The following is a 16,166-nucleotide window of genomic DNA, read 5'->3' as shown; positions in this document are numbered from 1 at the left end:
CTTTCTGTACGCATTAAGGGAGACTAAGCCACTTGCTGCGCTTTGCTTGCAAGTGGCAAGTCTCCCTATATCGGGGCTGACTGAGGCGCTTTCGCTTTTTGTTCTTTGTTTGCAGATTAGAAAGACTAGGAGGAAGTTTTGTGCGTATTGATGGGAGAGAGCCATTACAATTAAGGCCGGTACATATTGAAACAAATTATTTAATGCATCCAGAGGGGTCTGTGCTTATTACGGTGGGAAATACGAAAGTTATTTGCACGGCAAGTATTGATGACCGGGTGCCGCCGTTTATGAGGGGAGAAGGCAAGGGCTGGATAACGGCTGAATATGCCATGCTGCCAAGGGCAACGGAAACAAGGAATATTCGGGAATCTACTAAGGGGAAGGTTTCCGGCCGGACAATGGAAATTCAGCGGTTGATCGGCAGGGCGCTAAGGGCGGTCGTAGATTTGAATGCGATTGGCGAGCGTACTGTTTGGATTGACTGTGATGTAATCCAAGCTGACGGCGGAACAAGAACGGCCTCGATTACAGGAGCGTTTGTAGCGATGACGTTGGCACTGAATGCATTATCAGAGAAAAAGTCGTTACCTAAGTTTCCGATTACAGATTATCTAGCGGCTGTAAGTGTTGGAATTTTACAAGATGGCAAAACTGTGTTGGATCTAAACTATCAAGAGGACTCCAAGGCCCATGTTGATATGAATGTAGTCATGACAGGAAGCAGTGAGTTCGTAGAATTGCAAGGGACAGGAGAGGAATCAACCTTTTCCTACGAAGAGCTTCAAGGCCTCTTGCATGCTGCCCAAGAAGGGCTAAGAAAATTGTTTGAACAGCAAAAAACAGTGCTTGGCGAAGAGATTGTTAAAAAGATAGAGGCCAGGAGAAAATCAAGAGGAGAGCTGAAATGAAAGAAGTGATCATTGCGACAAAAAATCCCGGAAAGGCAAGGGAATTTGAGGCTATTTTTGCCAAAAGGGGAATGGCGGTCCGGACGTTGCTCCATTTTCCGGAAATTCCGGATGTCGAGGAAACGGGCACTACTTTTGAGGAAAATGCAATTATAAAGGCAGAAACGATTTCTAAAGCATTGAATAAAATGGTGATTGGCGACGATTCCGGCTTGATGGTGGATGTTTTGGACGGACGTCCGGGAATTTATTCTGCCCGATATGCCGGCGAGCCAAAGAATGATGAGAAAAATACAAATAAGCTGTTATCCGAATTAAAAGGCGTGCCGGAGGATAAAAGAACGGCAAGATTTTACTGTGCCTTGGCTGTCGCGGTTCCCGGCGAAGAAACGTTTACGGTGGCAGGCACCTGTGAAGGCCGGATATTGGAAGAACCAAGAGGAACACATGGATTTGGCTATGATCCGGTGTTTTATGTGCCTGAAAAGGGGGCGGCGATGGCGGAACTTTCTGCAGATGAAAAGAATAGAATCAGCCACCGGGCCAATGCTTTAAAGAAATTGGATACGCTGCTTGATTCGCATCTGGAAAGAGTTGATGAATCATGAGCAAAGTGCTGATAATCAGTGACAGCCATGGCTTAACGAAAGAGCTTGAGGTGATCAGAGAACGGCATTTGAACGAAGTTGATTTAATGATTCATTGCGGTGATTCGCAATTAATGCCTGAACATAAATCAATGACGGGATATTTAACGGTCATGGGCAATTGTGATTTTGGCGGATACCCGTTGGAGACAACGACTGAAATGGCTGGCAGGAAGTTTTTTATCACACACGGACACAAGTTTTCAGTCAAAATGTCGCTTATGAATTTAGCCTATAAAGCTGAGGAAGTGGATGCGGATATCGTCTGCTTCGGCCATTCTCATGTATTGGGTGCTGAAGTAATCGATGGGAGATTATATTTAAATCCGGGCAGCATTCGCATGCCGAGGGAACGACTGGAAAAAACCTATGTCATTCTTGAACTGCTGGAAGATACAGTGAACATGACTGTTTATGATTTAAGCGGCCGGGAAATCTGCAGTTTGGCAAGAGAATTTGTTCTAAAAAAATAATGGGGGAGATATTTTCTCCCCTTTGAAAATTATAAAAAAATCTATTGACATTTAAATATAGAGATACTATAATGAATCTTGTCTTTGATAATTAAATATGTCCCAGTAGCTCAGCTGGATAGAGCAACGGCCTTCTAAGCCGTGTGTCGGGGGTTCGAATCCCTCCTGGGACGCCATACTACATACCAGAATATACTCTCACCTGTTAAGGTGAGATTTTTTTGTCTATAATGTATGCTAATGATTCTCTAATGAACAGTCAAAGGACGGTTATTGTATGAAAAAGCGGGACCGTGTAAAGAGAAGGGACAATGTGGTCTTCTTTCCCGGAATTGAACAACGCCTAACAGACAAAGGCTTGGAAAACCTTCATAACCGCAACTTTACCGAGGCGATTGTGCTGTTGGAAGAAGCAAGAGAGTTTGATCCTGAAAACGAAGACGTGTTGATCGGGCTAGCGCTTGCCTATTTTGAAGCTTCCTCCTTCAAAAAAGCAAAGGTGCTTACAAAAGAATTGCTTCTAAAAGGAATAGGTGACTACTTTCAGTTGGTTGATTTGTACTTAACTGTACTAATCCAACTTCACGAATACGAGGAAATCGTTTCAACGATTGAGGCGCTTTTAGAAGAGAAAGAAATTCCACCCGAAAAATATGAACATTTTCGGACGTTGCTGCAGTTTAGCCGAAGGATGGCTGAGAGCCTTAGACAGGAGGCAGTTGATGAAAAGTGCGAGAAACCTAAATTTTTGAATCAGTTTTCTATACATAATCTAAACGAACAAATGCTGCTAATTTCTAGTATAGCAGATCAAAATATCCGACCCTATGTACCGGAAATTGAAGCTTATTTACAAGATGAAACCGGCCATCCGTTTCTCAAAACCATTTTGCTCAGTCTATTAAGAGAACAGGAGTTTGACCATGAACTGACGGTCAGGAAATTTTCCCTTGAAGCAAGAGTCATACCTGCCCAGCTGCCGGATGTCAGACTGCAGCCGAAAATGAAAGAAATTAAAGATTGTTTAGAAAATCATCTCGGAAACAGCAATCCAGTACTTGTTGAAAATGTCATCAGTTTGGTTGATCGAATTTTTTTTATCAGTTATCCTTTTAACCTTGAACCAGACAGCTCGAAAGTATGGGCTGCCGCTTTTCATGCACAGGCCGAGGAGTATTTTGGTTATTTACAAGAACCAGGCAAAATAACAGCCGAATATCATGTTTCAATAAAAGAATTTGAACTGGCAAAAGAACAAATTGAGCAAATTGAGAAAATTTCCTATCCTAATATATAAGATGGACTGTTGAAAGAAAAATATCCTATGGTATAATGTAGTGGTTGCATTGTGTAAAAATCTCTATTTTTTACATTAAAAATAATGGAAAATGGTAGTGGACAAGACCATCTTTCCACGCTAAATTCGTATCGAATGAAATGAGAATAGATGTTGGAGGGAAAACGAATGACAGCAAAATGGGAAAAATTAGAAGGGAACCGTGGCGTCCTTACTGTTGAAGTAAGTGCTGACAAGGTAAACAAAGGACTGGATGCAGCATTCCAAAAGGTCGTGAAGAAAGTTAACGTACCAGGCTTCCGTAAAGGAAAAGTGCCTCGCTCACTATTTGAAAAACGCTTTGGTGTTGAATCACTTTATCAAGATGCATTAGATATTCTTCTTCCTGAAGCATATGGAAATGCAATTGAAGAAACTGGAATTGAGCCTGTTGATCGTCCTGAAATCGACATTGAACAATTAGAAAAAGGCAAGGACCTGATCTTCAAGGCTACTGTTACTGTTAAGCCTGAAGTGAAATTAGGCGAATACAAAGGCCTTGAGATCGAAGAATTTGATACAACTGTAACGGATGAAGATGTGCACAAAGAACTTGAAGCATTGCAAAATCGCCATGCCGAACTAGTTGTAAAAGAAGAAGGAACAGCAGAAAACGGCGATACTGTTGTAATCGATTTTGAAGGCTTTGTTGATGGTGAAGCTTTTGAAGGCGGCAAGGCTGAAAACTATACATTAGAACTGGGATCAAATACTTTCATTCCTGGGTTCGAGGAGCAGTTGATTGGTGTTAAAGCTGGTGAATCAAAAGATGTAGAAGTAACGTTCCCTGAAGAATATCATGCAGCTGATCTGGCAGGAAAACCGGCCGTATTCAAAGTAACTGTACATGAAATCAAAGCAAAAGAAATTCCTGCATTAGATGATGAATTTGCAAAAGACGTCGATGATGAAGTGGAAACTTTAGATGCTTTGAAAGAAAAAATCAAAACGCGTTTAGAAGAAAACAAAAAGCATGAAGCAGAACATCATGTACGTGATTCTGTAGTGGAAAAAGCTGCAGAAAATGCTGAGGTCGACATCCCTCCTGTCATGATTGAAAACGAAATTGACCGGATGATTCAAGAATTTGGGCAGCGTCTACAAATGCAAGGTATGAATCTTGATCTTTATTATCAATTCTCAGGTCAGGATGAAAAAGCTCTTCGCGAACAAATGAAAGAAGAAGCAGAACAACGTGTAAAAGTGAACTTAACACTAGAAGCGATTGCGAAAGTGGAAAATCTAGAAGTAACAGACGAAGAGATCAATGCTGAACTTGAGAAAATGGCAAACATGTACAATATGACAGCTGACGCCATTAAGCGCGCACTTGGCGGTGTTCAAGGCATCAAAGGTGATCTCGAACTTAGAAAAGCAGTTGACTTTCTTGTTGAGAACAAGAAGTAATGAACAATCAGCAGGGGCACGATTTTAAAGTCGTGCCTTCCTTTATACTCTAGCTCCAGTGCCTAGCCCCTCGGGGTCAAATAACCTTCGGAACTAAAAGTCCAAAAACCAGACTTTTAGTGCCGAAGAACATTTGCCCGTCGGGGCTGACCAAGGCGCTTGCGCTTTTTAATACATAATTTTGAGTAACATATTATAATAAATACAGGGAACATTTTTAACAACAGGCAGGAAAAATTGCCGATAACGGCGAATACAATAATTTCAAGAAAAGAAAGATTTTATTTTTGGAAATTATGGCTAAGATGAAAAATGTACATATCTTATCTTTTCTTTGACGAAATTTCGAACATCTTTGAAAATGCATCTTTTGCAAAGCTTTTTGGTTTCAGTCCATTGACTAATTATGTTACAATGCAAAATACATACAATTGATTGATGAATGAATACCATTGTGATTGATTAGTCAAACCTGCAGTTTACAAATACAGAATTGTATCAAGGGGTGAAGGGTTTGTTTAAATTTAACGATGAAAAAGGCCAATTAAAGTGCTCGTTTTGCGGCAAAACTCAAGACCAAGTCCGTAAGTTAGTGGCCGGACCTGGTGTATATATATGTGATGAATGTATTGAACTTTGTACAGAAATCGTCGAAGAAGAGCTCGGAACAGAAGAAGAAGTAGAATTTAAAGATGTTCCGAAGCCAAGGGAAATTTGTGAAATCCTTGATGAATATGTCATTGGACAGGATCAAGCCAAGAAAGCGTTGTCAGTTGCCGTTTATAATCACTATAAACGGATTAATTCAAATAGCAAAATTGATGATGTGGAACTGTCAAAAAGTAATATATGTATGATTGGACCAACAGGAAGCGGTAAAACATTGCTCGCGCAAACATTAGCACGCATTTTGAATGTACCTTTTGCTATTGCCGATGCAACATCGCTGACGGAAGCTGGATATGTCGGTGAAGATGTTGAAAATATCTTATTAAAATTAATCCAAGCTGCCGATTATGATGTTGAAAAGGCTGAAAAAGGTATCATTTATATCGATGAAATTGATAAAATTGCCCGTAAATCAGAAAATCCTTCCATAACAAGAGATGTTTCCGGCGAAGGCGTACAGCAGGCATTATTAAAGATTCTTGAAGGCACAGTGGCAAGCGTTCCGCCTCAAGGAGGGAGAAAGCATCCACATCAAGAATTTATTCAAATTGATACAACCAATATCTTATTTATTTGCGGCGGTGCGTTTGACGGAATTGAGCCGATTATCAAACGCCGCTTAGGTCAAAAAGTGATTGGTTTTGGTGCTGATCCAAAACAGCAGGAAATCAGCAGCAAAGAATTGCTTTCCAAAGTATTGCCTGAAGATTTGCTCCGATTTGGCCTAATTCCGGAATTTATCGGCCGTCTTCCAGTAATCGCCAGCCTTGAGCAATTAGATGAAGCAGCATTAATTGAAATTCTAACCAAGCCAAAAAATGCGCTTGTTAAGCAATATCAAAAAATGCTTGAAATGGACGGCGTAGAACTGGAATTTGAAGAGGATGCATTAAAGGAAATCGCTGCAAAAGCAATTGAACGCAAGACAGGAGCCCGCGGACTCCGTTCGATTATTGAAGGCATTATGCTGGATGTCATGTTTGACCTTCCATCACGTGATGATATTTCGAAGTGCATTATTACTAAAGATACAGTCATGAAAAACACTGCACCGAAATTAGTTTTAGAAGACGGTACGGTTGTTGCTGAAGAAAAGTCAGCCTAAGCAAAGGAGAATCCGGCTATAAGACCGGGTTCTTTTTTGTGTGAAGTAAAGAAAGTATAAATTTTGACTTCGAGAATTGTCCAGCTCCACAAGAAATGCTTCGACAGCATCAGCATCGCTTTTCTTAAAAAGTAAGAAATTTCCTCCCTGCCTTAGCAGTTTCTTGCTAATTTATGGTTTATTACCAAACTCCGAAGGAAATACTGACTAATATCAATTGAGTAATTTGGTGCAGGAGGAAAAAAGATGAGTTGGACGGGGATCGCTTTATTTATACAGTTATTTTTTGGGGTTATTATTGGGCTGTATTTTTGGAATTTGTTAAAGAATCAACGTACTCAAAGGGTATCGATTGACCGGGAGTCCCGGAAAGAAATGGAACAGCTTAGGAAGATGAGATCGATTTCATTAACAGAACCATTATCGGAGAAAGTACGTCCTTCAAGTTTTGAAGATATTGTCGGTCAGGAAGATGGAATAAGATCATTAAAAGCTGCTCTTTGCGGTCCAAATCCGCAACATGTCATCATTTATGGCCCACCGGGGGTAGGAAAAACCGCAGCAGCCCGCCTGGTTTTGGAGGAAGCGAAAAAGAACCCAAAATCACCATTTAAAAGAGACTCTGTTTTTATCGAGTTAGATGCAACAACTGCACGTTTCGATGAACGAGGAATTGCCGACCCGCTGATAGGGTCTGTACATGACCCTATATATCAGGGGGCTGGAGCGATGGGGCAAGCCGGAATCCCGCAACCGAAACAGGGTGCTGTTACCAATGCCCATGGCGGTGTATTGTTTATTGATGAAATTGGTGAATTGCACCCAATTCAGATGAATAAACTGCTAAAAGTGTTGGAAGATCGTAAAGTTTTTCTAGAAAGTGCCTATTATCATGAAGAAAACACGCAAATCCCGACCCATATCCATGATATCTTTAAAAATGGCCTTCCGGCGGATTTTCGTCTGATTGGCGCAACTACGAGAACTCCAAGCGAAATTCCACCGGCGATCCGGTCCCGTTGTCTGGAGGTATTCTTTCGCGACTTAACTCAGGAAGAGATTGAAACTGTTGCCAAAAAAGCGGCTGAAAAAGTGAAAATGCAAATAAATGAAACCGGGATTAAAACATTGGCCTCATACGCCAGAAATGGCCGAGAAACGGTCAATATGATTCAAATTGCCACAGGGCTTGCCATTCAAGAGGATCGAGACTACATCCGGGATGAAGATATTGAGTGGGTCATTCATTCCAGCCAAATGGCACCAAGAATGGAAAGAACAATCCATCCGCAAGCTGAAGTAGGACTTGTGAATGGACTTGCTGTTTACGGTCCGAATTCAGGTGCTCTTCTGGAAATTGAAGTAACAGTAATTCCGGCAAAGGATAAGGGCACGATCAATATTACGGGGATTGTTGAAGAGGAAAGTATTGGCGGACAAGGGAAATCGATCCGCCGCAAAAGCATGGCTCGCGGTTCGATAGAAAATGTAATCACTGTTTTACGATCTATGGGAGTACCGGCGAATGAATATGATATCCATGTAAATTTTCCCGGCGGTGTCCCGATTGATGGCCCATCGGCAGGAATCGCGATGGCAACAGGAATTTATTCAGCCATTTATAAAATTCCGATTGACAATACGGTCGCCATGACAGGAGAAATAAGTATTCACGGGAACGTGAAGCCAATCGGAGGAGTTTATCCAAAAGTCAAAGCTGCGAAAAAAGCCGGGGTCAAAACGGTGATCATTCCGGAAGAAAATATGCAAACCATTTTGAATGAGATTGACGGCATTACGATTATTCCGGTCAAGAACCTCCATGAAGTATTCGATATCGCCCTTGTGAACAGCTTTCGTAAAAACAATGCAATGCCTGCTTCCATTGAATTGACGAAAAAAGAATCTATTTAAAATGAGAAACTTCGGTTTGTAAAGCCAAGACAAACCGGAGTTTTTATTTGCCATTATTTTTTTATGCGAAGTAAATTTACTTGATTGGGGATGATAAAATAGACACTTAAAACTAAATAAGATAGAATTTGTAACAAAGATAATTCATTTTATTACTAAAGTATTGTTTTAACATATGGAGGTGCAGAATATGGCCCAAAATAATGAAATGACCGTCCCACTACTACCGCTGAGGGGCTTGCTGGTTTATCCGACAATGGTCCTTCATTTGGATGTCGGCCGGGAACGTTCTGTTGAGGCACTTGAAAGGGCAATGGTAGATGACCATTTAATCTTTCTCACGACGCAAAAGGATGTCTCGATTGATGAACCTGCGAAGGATGATTTATACAAGGTTGGAACCTTGACAAAAGTTAAGCAAATGTTAAAGCTTCCTAATGGAACCATCCGTGTATTAGTGGAAGGTTTAAATAGAGCTGAAATCGTGACCTTCCTAGAAGAGGAAGAATATTTTTCAGTCAACGTTAGAATTTATGAGGACAGCACGAAAAAAGACGTTGAAGATGAAGCATTGATGCGGACAATGCTGGATTATTTTGAACAATACATAAAGCTATCAAAAAAAATCTCGGCGGAAACATTTGCAACTGTTACGGATATTGAGGAACCTGGGAGAATGGCAGATATTATCGCCTCCCATTTGCCGATTAAGCTGAAGGATAAACAGGAAATCCTTGAAACCATTGACATAAAGCAAAGAATGGATCGGGTTATCAGTATTATTCATAATGAGAAAGAAGTGCTTAATCTCGAGAAAAAAATTGGCCAGCGGGTTAAGCGCTCAATGGAAAAGACGCAAAAGGAATATTATTTGCGCGAGCAAATGAAAGCTATTCAAAAGGAACTTGGTGATAAGGAAGGAAAGACCGGTGAAATTGCCGAGCTAACGAAGAAAATCGAAGAAGCGGGAATGCCGGAACATGTTTATCAAACCGCTATGAAAGAATTGGACCGTTATGAAAAGGTTCCGTCAAGCTCAGCAGAGAGTGCTGTGATTCGCAATTATATTGAATGGCTTGTATCCCTTCCATGGTCGAAAAAGACGAAGGACGATATTAATATTCAGCGCGCTGAAAAGATTTTAAACCAAGAGCATTACGGACTTGAAAAAGTGAAAGAGCGAGTCTTGGAATATTTGGCCGTCCAAAAGCTGACAAATTCACTAAAAGGGCCGATTCTATGCCTTGCCGGACCACCGGGGGTGGGGAAAACAAGTCTTGCCAGATCTATTGCAACTTCGCTAAACCGCCATTTTGTTCGGATTTCGCTCGGTGGTGTACGGGATGAATCAGAAATCCGAGGCCACCGCAGAACCTATGTCGGAGCGATGCCGGGCCGGATTATTCAAGGAATGAAAAAGGCAGGAACGATTAATCCGGTGTTTTTACTTGATGAAATTGATAAAATGTCAAGCGATTTCCGCGGCGATCCATCAGCTGCCTTATTAGAGGTGCTGGATCCAGAACAAAACAGCAATTTCAGTGACCACTATATTGAAGAAACATATGATTTATCAAAAGTTATGTTTATTGCGACAGCCAATGATCTTGCAACCATTCCCGGCCCGCTTTTGGACCGGATGGAAGTGATCACAATTGCAGGATATACTGAGCTTGAAAAGCTTCATATCGCCAGAGATCACTTGCTGCCCAAGCAAATTAAAGAAAACGGGCTAACCAAAAGCACGCTTCAAGTCCGAGACGATGCCATTTTAAAAGTCATCCGCTATTATACAAGGGAAGCAGGAGTCCGCAACCTGGAACGGCAAATGGCGACAATTTGCCGTAAAACAGCAAAGATCGTCGTATCAGGAGAAAAGAAACGCGTTATTGTTACTGAGAAAAATCTCGAAGAATTTTTAGGAAAACCGCGGTTCCATTATGGGCAAGCAGAAGCGGAAGACCAGGTAGGTGTTGCAACCGGTCTGGCGTATACAACCGTTGGGGGTGATACACTGCAAATTGAAGTATCCATTGCACCTGGCAAAGGAAAGCTTGTTTTGACAGGAAAGCTTGGCGATGTCATGAAGGAATCGGCTCAGGCAGCTTTCAGCTATGTCCGTTCCAAAACAAAGGAACTTGGTATTGAAGAAGACTTTCATGAAAAATATGATATCCATATCCATGTGCCTGAAGGAGCAGTTCCAAAGGACGGCCCATCTGCTGGAATTACCATTGCCACTGCTCTTGTTTCAGCTCTGACTGGTAAACCGATCCGACGTGAAGTCGGGATGACAGGAGAAATCACTCTCCGCGGTCGTGTCCTGCCAATTGGCGGCTTAAAGGAAAAAACATTAAGCGCCCATCGTGCCGGACTGACCAAAGTGATTCTGCCAAAGGAAAATGAAAAGGATATTGATGACATTCCGGAAAGTGTCCGCAATGAATTGGAATTTGTACCAGTATCCCATGTGGACGAAGTCTTAAAGCATGCACTATTAGAGGGGGGAGCTAGATGAAAGTAATAAGCTCTGAGATTGTAATAAGTGCGGTAAGACCGGAACAATATCCGGAAACGGACCTGCCAGAATTTGCTCTGGCAGGCCGTTCCAATGTCGGGAAATCTTCATTTATTAATAAGATGCTTAACAGAAAGGGTCTGGCGAGAATTTCCTCTAAACCAGGAAAAACCCAAACATTGAACTTTTTCCTAATTAACGAAATGCTTTATTTTGTCGATGTTCCCGGTTATGGTTATGCGAAAGTTTCCAAATCAGAGCGTGCTTCCTGGGGAAAAATGATTGAAACCTATTTTACAACCCGAAAGCAATTGCGGGCATGTGTGCTGATTGTTGACTTAAGACATCCGCCGTCAAAGGACGATTGTATGATGTATGATTTTCTAAAACATTATGAAATTCCTTGTTTGGTGGTAGCAACAAAAGCGGACAAAATTCCAAAAGGTAAATGGCAGAAACATTTAAAAGTGGTGAAAGAAACGCTGGAACTGGACCCAAATGACCAAATGATCATTTTTTCATCGGAAACAGGTGAGGGGAAAGACAAAGCATGGGCCATACTGGAACATTTTATAGGGAAATAACGAGCCGCCTGGACCCTCGCTTCCAGGCGGTTATTTTTTCTTTTTTAAGAGAAAATAAATACCAATTAAAATGAAGAGCGCAGGCCAATATTGGAAGATTTGTGTCACTCCAAGTTTTAAAAATCCAAAGTATCTGTAAAATTTTTCATAAAACAGCAAAAGCACTGCTAAAATAAGAAACAAGAATGCTTGGGATATTCCTTTCTTCGTTTTTTGAGAACGAAGAAAAAATCCGATGGAAATGATGAAAATTAACATCCCAATCGTATTTTTAGGCCAGATCGCTATATGACCGACAACAAGAAAATGGACGCCAAATCCTGACATGATGACCCCCGGCAGGATGGCTTCATAATCGCCTGCCATATAAGCTTGACCTAGAAAAGCCAGTCCAACAATGATCAGCAACGTAGGCCAGGTGAAAAATGACTGAAAAATGATGATTCCCGATTGCTGTAAGAAAATGTAGGATCCAAATCCGATTAGAATGATTCCGGGGAAAATACGTTGGTTTTTCATGAATAACACCTTCCAGTAAGGTTCTCTTGAATCTATTCCATTTTTTTGATACTGTACTTTATGGGACAATAAAGAATTATTTTTTTATGATAGCATATAGTTTCATTTTATGTTCACAATTTTCGGCTGTTAGCACAAAATTTCGTGATATAATTGTACTAGTTATGTATGGGGGGTGTCTTTTTAATCATGCATATTTTAATGGTCGGTCTTAACTATAAAACTGCCCCTGTAGAAATCCGTGAGCGGCTGACATTTAATGAGACGGAACTTGATTGTGCCATTAAAACATTGGCAGCTAAGAAAAGCATCTTGGAAAATGTCATCTTATCTACATGTAATCGTACGGAAATTTACGCGGTCGTAGATCAATTGCATACAGGTCGCTATTATATAAAACAATTTCTTGCCGAATGGTTTAAGCTGGAGCAGGAGGACTTTTCTCCGTATTTATCTATTTTTGAAGATGATGGTGCAATAGAACATTTATTTACTGTCACATGCGGGCTTAATTCCATGGTTTTGGGGGAAACGCAAATACTTGGCCAGGTGCGGACAAGTTTTATGCTGGCCCAAGAACAGAAAACAACCGGATCCATCTTTAATCATTTGTTTAAGCAAGCGATTACGCTGGCAAAACGGGCCCATGCAGAAACGGAGATTGGCGCAAATGCTGTATCTGTCAGTTATGCAGCTGTGGAATTGGCGAAGAAAATTTTTGGCTCCTTAGCTAATAAACATGTGTTAATTTTTGGGGCCGGAAAAATGGGAGAACTGGCTGCACAGAATTTACATGGCAATGGCGTGAAAAAAGTAACAGTCATTAACCGGACATTTGAAAAAGCACAAATACTTGCCCAGCGTTTTAATGGAGAGGCAAAATCAATAGAGGAGCTTGAGCAATCATTGATTGATGCTGATATTCTTATCAGCTCAACAGGTGCAAAGGACATAGTAATTCCAAAAGACATGATTGCAAAAGTAGAGAAAATGCGGAAAGGAAAGCCGTTATTCTTAGTTGACATCGCCGTTCCGCGTGACCTTGACCCCAGAATCGCCGAGCTTGAAAATGTGTTTTTGTATGATATTGACGATCTTGAAGGAATTGTCGAGGCAAATTTAAAGGAACGTCAAAAGTGCGCTGAAACAATCATGCTGATGATTGAACAAGAAATCATTGAATTCAAACAATGGATCGGAATGCTTGGCGTGGTTCCTGTTATTTCCGCTCTCAGGGAGAAGGCGCTCGCGATCCAGGCAGAGACAATGGCAAGTCTCGTCCGCAAGCTTCCTAATCTTTCGGAACATGATAGAAAAGTATTAAATAAACATACGAAGAGCATTGTTAATCAGCTGTTAAAAGATCCGATTTTACAAGCGAAAGAATTGGCTGCGAGGCCCAATGCCGATGAAGCGATGGCTTTATTTAAGAAAATATTTAATCTTGAAGAGCCTGACAAGGAACAGCAGGTATCAACTGCCGAGAAGAATACACAGCCAGTTCCGGACATGCGGGCTTCCTTTCAAGTCTAGGAGCCTAATCTGATGTCTAGTCTTTTTTTTACAAGACTTCACGAATTAACGGTTGTTTTGTATGCCTCCAGTGTGCTGTTATATTTTTTCGACTTTATTCACCATAACCGGAAGGCAAACCAGATTGCCTTCTGGTTACTTGCATTTGTATGGATTTCACAAACGGCTTTCCTGATTCTCTATATGGTGAAAACGGGCAGATTCCCTGTACTAACAATTTTCGAGGGACTCTATTTTTATGCATGGGTATTAATCACATTATCCATTGGGATTAATTATTTATTGCGGGTTGATTTTATCGTCTTTTTCACCAATATTCTTGGCTTTACGGTAATGGCGATTCACACCTTTGCTCCGATGCAATATCATTCCCATGTAATGGCTAAGCAGCTTGTCTCGGAATTATTGCTTATTCATATTACAATGGCGATACTTTCTTACGGTGCCTTTTCATTATCGTTTGTGTTTTCGCTGTTATATTTGATTCAATATAATTTACTGAAAAGAAAACAATGGGGCAAACGGCTGATTCGAATTGCAGATTTGGAAAAACTGGAGCGATTGTCTTACCTATTTGCGATTATCGGTGTACCGATGCTGTTATTAGGTTTGATACTAGGGTTGCAGTGGGCGTTTTTGAAACTTCCGGGGATGCCCTGGTATGATATAAAAATCATAGGGTCCTTTTTATTGCTTATAGCCTACAGCATTTATTTATATTTACGATCCGTTAAAAATCAGTATGGAAAGAAACTGGCATTATGGAATGTTGCTTCGTTTTTAATTGTTTTAATTAACTTCTTCTTATTTGGAAGATTATCATCCTTTCACTTATGGTATTCCTAGGAGGCGCATCATGCGAAAGATTATTGTAGGTTCCAGACGCAGCAAGCTGGCGTTAACACAAACTAATTGGGTCATTGATCAGCTTGAAAAATTGGATCCCCGTTTTAAGTTTGAAATAAAGGAAATCGTCACGAAAGGCGATCAAGTTTTAGATGTGACTCTGGCAAAGGTCGGCGGCAAAGGGTTATTCGTGAAAGAAATCGAACAGGCTATGCTAAATAAAGAGATTGATATGGCCGTACATAGTATGAAAGATATGCCGGCAGTATTGCCGAAAGGACTTACCATTGGCTGTATCCCGGTCCGGGAAGATCATCGTGACGCGCTTATTTCCCGCGGGGGTGTAAAGCTGGCTGATTTAACACCAGGCGCGATCATCGGCACAAGCAGTCTTCGCCGTAGCGCTCAGCTCCTCATCCAACGCCCGGATTTAGAAATTAAATGGATCCGCGGCAATGTCGATACAAGACTGGCGAAATTAGAGACTGGTGAATATGACGCGATTATTCTAGCGGCAGCCGGTCTTGCTCGTTTAGGATGGACCCGAGAGGTTGTGACGGAGTTTTTGGATGTTGATACCTGTATTCCCGCAGTCGGGCAAGGAGCACTATCAATTGAATGTCGTGAAGACGATCAAGAACTTCTCGACTTGTTAGAAAAACTCACTTGCAAGAAAACAGAACGTGCGGTTCTGGCAGAACGTGCGTTTCTTGCCAAAATGGAGGGCAGCTGCCAAGTGCCAATTGCCGGCTTTGCTCGTGTGGAAGATAACGATGAAATCGTGTTAAATGTGCTAGTGGCAACTCCTGAAGGACAGGAGGTTTACAAGGAAGAGCTTAGAGGACAAAATCCCGAAGAACTTGGCATCATGGCGGCCAACCTGTTAATTGAACGGGGAGCAAAGCAAATGATCGAACGCGTGATCCGGGAGCTTGAGGGACAATGCTAGATTCCTTTCCGTTTCAGTATAAAAAAGTACTTGTTCCCCGAGGGGAAAAGCAGGCGAAATCTTTTTCCTTGTTAGTTGAAAAATATGGGGGAATACCAGTCGAAATACCGCTTATTGCGTTTCGGCCCATCCGCGATGGCGTGCATTTTCCGATGCTCGATATCTATGACTGGGTTATTTTTACAAGCGGGACAGCTGTTGAGATCTTTTTTTCTTTTGTAAAAAAAGAAATGAAGGTACCAAAAATCGCAGCGATTGGCAGCAAGACGGAAGAAGCGTTAAGAAAAAGAGGACTTGAAGTTGATTTTGTCCCTTCCGCTTTCGTGGCAGAAGTGTTTACCAAGGAATTTTCGGCTTATATTCATCGCGGGGAACGAGTCCTCCTCCCAAAAGGAAATCTGGCCAGGGATTGTATTAAGCAAGAATTGACTGAAACAGGTGCCGTGGTGGATGAAGCAATTATTTATGAAAACTATCTGCCTGATGAAAGCCGGAAAAAACTTGCCAATGTCCTGCAAGGACGTCAGCTCGATATTCTGCTGTTTACAAGTTCCTCTACAGTTGACCATTTTATGGAAGTAGTAAAGGAGTATGAGCTAAGGGATCAGCTGGCGGACTGTATAATCGGCTGTATTGGTCCGGTAACGATGCAGAGATTGCTGGAATATGATTTGCCGGTTCACGTATATCCTAAAGAGTATACTGTCGCGGGAATGATGAAGAGCATGGCTGATTATTTGGAGAAACATAAGTGA

The 16,166-nt window shown here is 41.4% G+C and carries 14 protein-coding genes and 1 tRNA gene; 14 read left to right on the top strand and 1 reads right to left on the bottom strand.

The annotated features are described in order from the left end of the window. Positions 1-140 precede the first annotated feature (140 nt). From rph to yihA, 10 genes are all read left to right on the top strand, one after another. Positions 141-911, top strand: a complete 771-nt coding sequence (rph, locus tag BFU02S_RS02030; RefSeq protein ID WP_066365893.1) for a ribonuclease PH — start codon at positions 141-143, stop codon at positions 909-911. Beyond that, positions 908-1,519: an XTP/dITP diphosphatase gene (locus BFU02S_RS02025; protein ID WP_066365891.1), complete on the top strand. Its 612-nt coding sequence runs from the start codon at positions 908-910 to the stop codon at positions 1,517-1,519. The genes rph and BFU02S_RS02025 overlap by 4 nt, the downstream gene beginning before the upstream one ends. Continuing rightward, positions 1,516-2,031 (top strand): metallophosphoesterase family protein, encoded by a 516-nt coding sequence (locus tag BFU02S_RS02020; RefSeq protein ID WP_066365887.1) that lies wholly within the window; start codon positions 1,516-1,518, stop codon positions 2,029-2,031. The genes BFU02S_RS02025 and BFU02S_RS02020 overlap by 4 nt, the downstream gene beginning before the upstream one ends. 99 nt (positions 2,032-2,130) lie before the next feature. Continuing rightward, positions 2,131-2,207 (top strand) — tRNA-Arg (locus BFU02S_RS02015). A gap of 101 nt (positions 2,208-2,308) precedes the next feature. Next, a complete protein-coding gene (locus BFU02S_RS02010) occupies positions 2,309-3,328 on the top strand; it encodes a tetratricopeptide repeat protein (protein WP_066365884.1) in 1,020 nt (339 codons plus the stop codon). Positions 3,329-3,496: 168 nt separating this feature from the next. Continuing rightward, entirely contained in the window at positions 3,497-4,774 is a 1,278-nt protein-coding gene (gene tig, locus BFU02S_RS02005; RefSeq protein ID WP_066365881.1) for a trigger factor, read from the top strand. A 514-nt stretch (positions 4,775-5,288) separates the two neighbouring features. Next, complete coding sequence (clpX, locus tag BFU02S_RS02000; protein ID WP_066365879.1) at positions 5,289-6,548, top strand: ATP-dependent protease ATP-binding subunit ClpX; 1,260 nt, start codon at positions 5,289-5,291, stop codon at positions 6,546-6,548. 246 nt (positions 6,549-6,794) lie between these two features. Continuing rightward, the gene (gene lonB, locus BFU02S_RS01995; RefSeq protein ID WP_066365877.1) at positions 6,795-8,462 is read left to right on the top strand and encodes an ATP-dependent protease LonB; all 1,668 of its coding nucleotides are present in this window, start codon (positions 6,795-6,797) and stop codon (positions 8,460-8,462) included. A gap of 190 nt (positions 8,463-8,652) precedes the next feature. Next, the gene (lon, locus tag BFU02S_RS01990; RefSeq protein ID WP_066365875.1) at positions 8,653-10,980 is read left to right on the top strand and encodes an endopeptidase La; all 2,328 of its coding nucleotides are present in this window, start codon (positions 8,653-8,655) and stop codon (positions 10,978-10,980) included. Then, on the top strand, positions 10,977-11,564 hold the full coding sequence (yihA, locus tag BFU02S_RS01985) for a ribosome biogenesis GTP-binding protein YihA/YsxC (protein ID WP_066365867.1): 588 nt from the start codon (positions 10,977-10,979) through the stop codon (positions 11,562-11,564). Before lon ends, yihA begins: the two co-directional genes overlap by 4 nt. Positions 11,565-11,594: 30 nt before the next feature. Here yihA and BFU02S_RS01980 read toward each other — a convergent pair whose 3' ends face one another. After that, positions 11,595-12,083 (bottom strand): LiaI-LiaF-like domain-containing protein, encoded by a 489-nt coding sequence (locus tag BFU02S_RS01980; protein ID WP_066365865.1) that lies wholly within the window; start codon positions 12,081-12,083, stop codon positions 11,595-11,597. Between the two features lie 189 nt (positions 12,084-12,272). On the opposite strand from BFU02S_RS01980, the gene hemA reads away from it, so the two are divergent. From hemA to BFU02S_RS01960, 4 genes are read left to right on the top strand one after another with little or no spacing between them, the layout of a single operon-like run. Next, positions 12,273-13,616: a glutamyl-tRNA reductase gene (gene hemA / locus BFU02S_RS01975; RefSeq protein ID WP_066365863.1), complete on the top strand. Its 1,344-nt coding sequence runs from the start codon at positions 12,273-12,275 to the stop codon at positions 13,614-13,616. A 12-nt stretch (positions 13,617-13,628) separates the two neighbouring features. Next, entirely contained in the window at positions 13,629-14,462 is an 834-nt protein-coding gene (locus BFU02S_RS01970; RefSeq protein ID WP_066365860.1) for a cytochrome C assembly family protein, read from the top strand. A 10-nt stretch (positions 14,463-14,472) separates the two neighbouring features. Further along, entirely contained in the window at positions 14,473-15,411 is a 939-nt protein-coding gene (gene hemC / locus BFU02S_RS01965; RefSeq protein WP_066365858.1) for a hydroxymethylbilane synthase, read from the top strand. After that, entirely contained in the window at positions 15,405-16,166 is a 762-nt protein-coding gene (locus BFU02S_RS01960; protein WP_066365855.1) for a uroporphyrinogen-III synthase, read from the top strand. The genes hemC and BFU02S_RS01960 overlap by 7 nt, the downstream gene beginning before the upstream one ends.

The sequence above is a fragment of the Neobacillus fumarioli NBRC 102428 genome, from assembly GCF_001591485.1.
Classification (GTDB): Bacteria; Bacillota; Bacilli; order Bacillales; family Cytobacillaceae; genus Neobacillus; species Neobacillus fumarioli.
Note: the sequence above shows the minus strand (reverse complement) of the source record. Positions and strands in the feature narration are given on the sequence as shown.

Excerpts from the sequence above, each read along its gene's own strand:
- lonB (WP_066365877.1), top strand. The coding sequence starts at position 6,795 with ATGAGTTGGACGGGGATCGCTTTATTTATACAGTTATTTTTTGGGGTT.
- BFU02S_RS01980 (WP_066365865.1), bottom strand. The coding sequence starts at position 12,083 with ATGAAAAACCAACGTATTTTCCCCGGAATCATTCTAATCGGATTTGGA.
- tig (WP_066365881.1), top strand. The coding sequence starts at position 3,497 with ATGACAGCAAAATGGGAAAAATTAGAAGGGAACCGTGGCGTCCTTACT.
- hemA (WP_066365863.1), top strand. The coding sequence starts at position 12,273 with ATGCATATTTTAATGGTCGGTCTTAACTATAAAACTGCCCCTGTAGAA.
- BFU02S_RS02020 (WP_066365887.1), top strand. The coding sequence starts at position 1,516 with ATGAGCAAAGTGCTGATAATCAGTGACAGCCATGGCTTAACGAAAGAG.
- yihA (WP_066365867.1), top strand. The coding sequence starts at position 10,977 with ATGAAAGTAATAAGCTCTGAGATTGTAATAAGTGCGGTAAGACCGGAA.
- lon (WP_066365875.1), top strand. The coding sequence starts at position 8,653 with ATGGCCCAAAATAATGAAATGACCGTCCCACTACTACCGCTGAGGGGC.
- BFU02S_RS02010 (WP_066365884.1), top strand. The coding sequence starts at position 2,309 with ATGAAAAAGCGGGACCGTGTAAAGAGAAGGGACAATGTGGTCTTCTTT.
- BFU02S_RS01970 (WP_066365860.1), top strand. The coding sequence starts at position 13,629 with ATGTCTAGTCTTTTTTTTACAAGACTTCACGAATTAACGGTTGTTTTG.
- BFU02S_RS02025 (WP_066365891.1), top strand. The coding sequence starts at position 908 with ATGAAAGAAGTGATCATTGCGACAAAAAATCCCGGAAAGGCAAGGGAA.
- hemC (WP_066365858.1), top strand. The coding sequence starts at position 14,473 with ATGCGAAAGATTATTGTAGGTTCCAGACGCAGCAAGCTGGCGTTAACA.
- BFU02S_RS01960 (WP_066365855.1), top strand. The coding sequence starts at position 15,405 with ATGCTAGATTCCTTTCCGTTTCAGTATAAAAAAGTACTTGTTCCCCGA.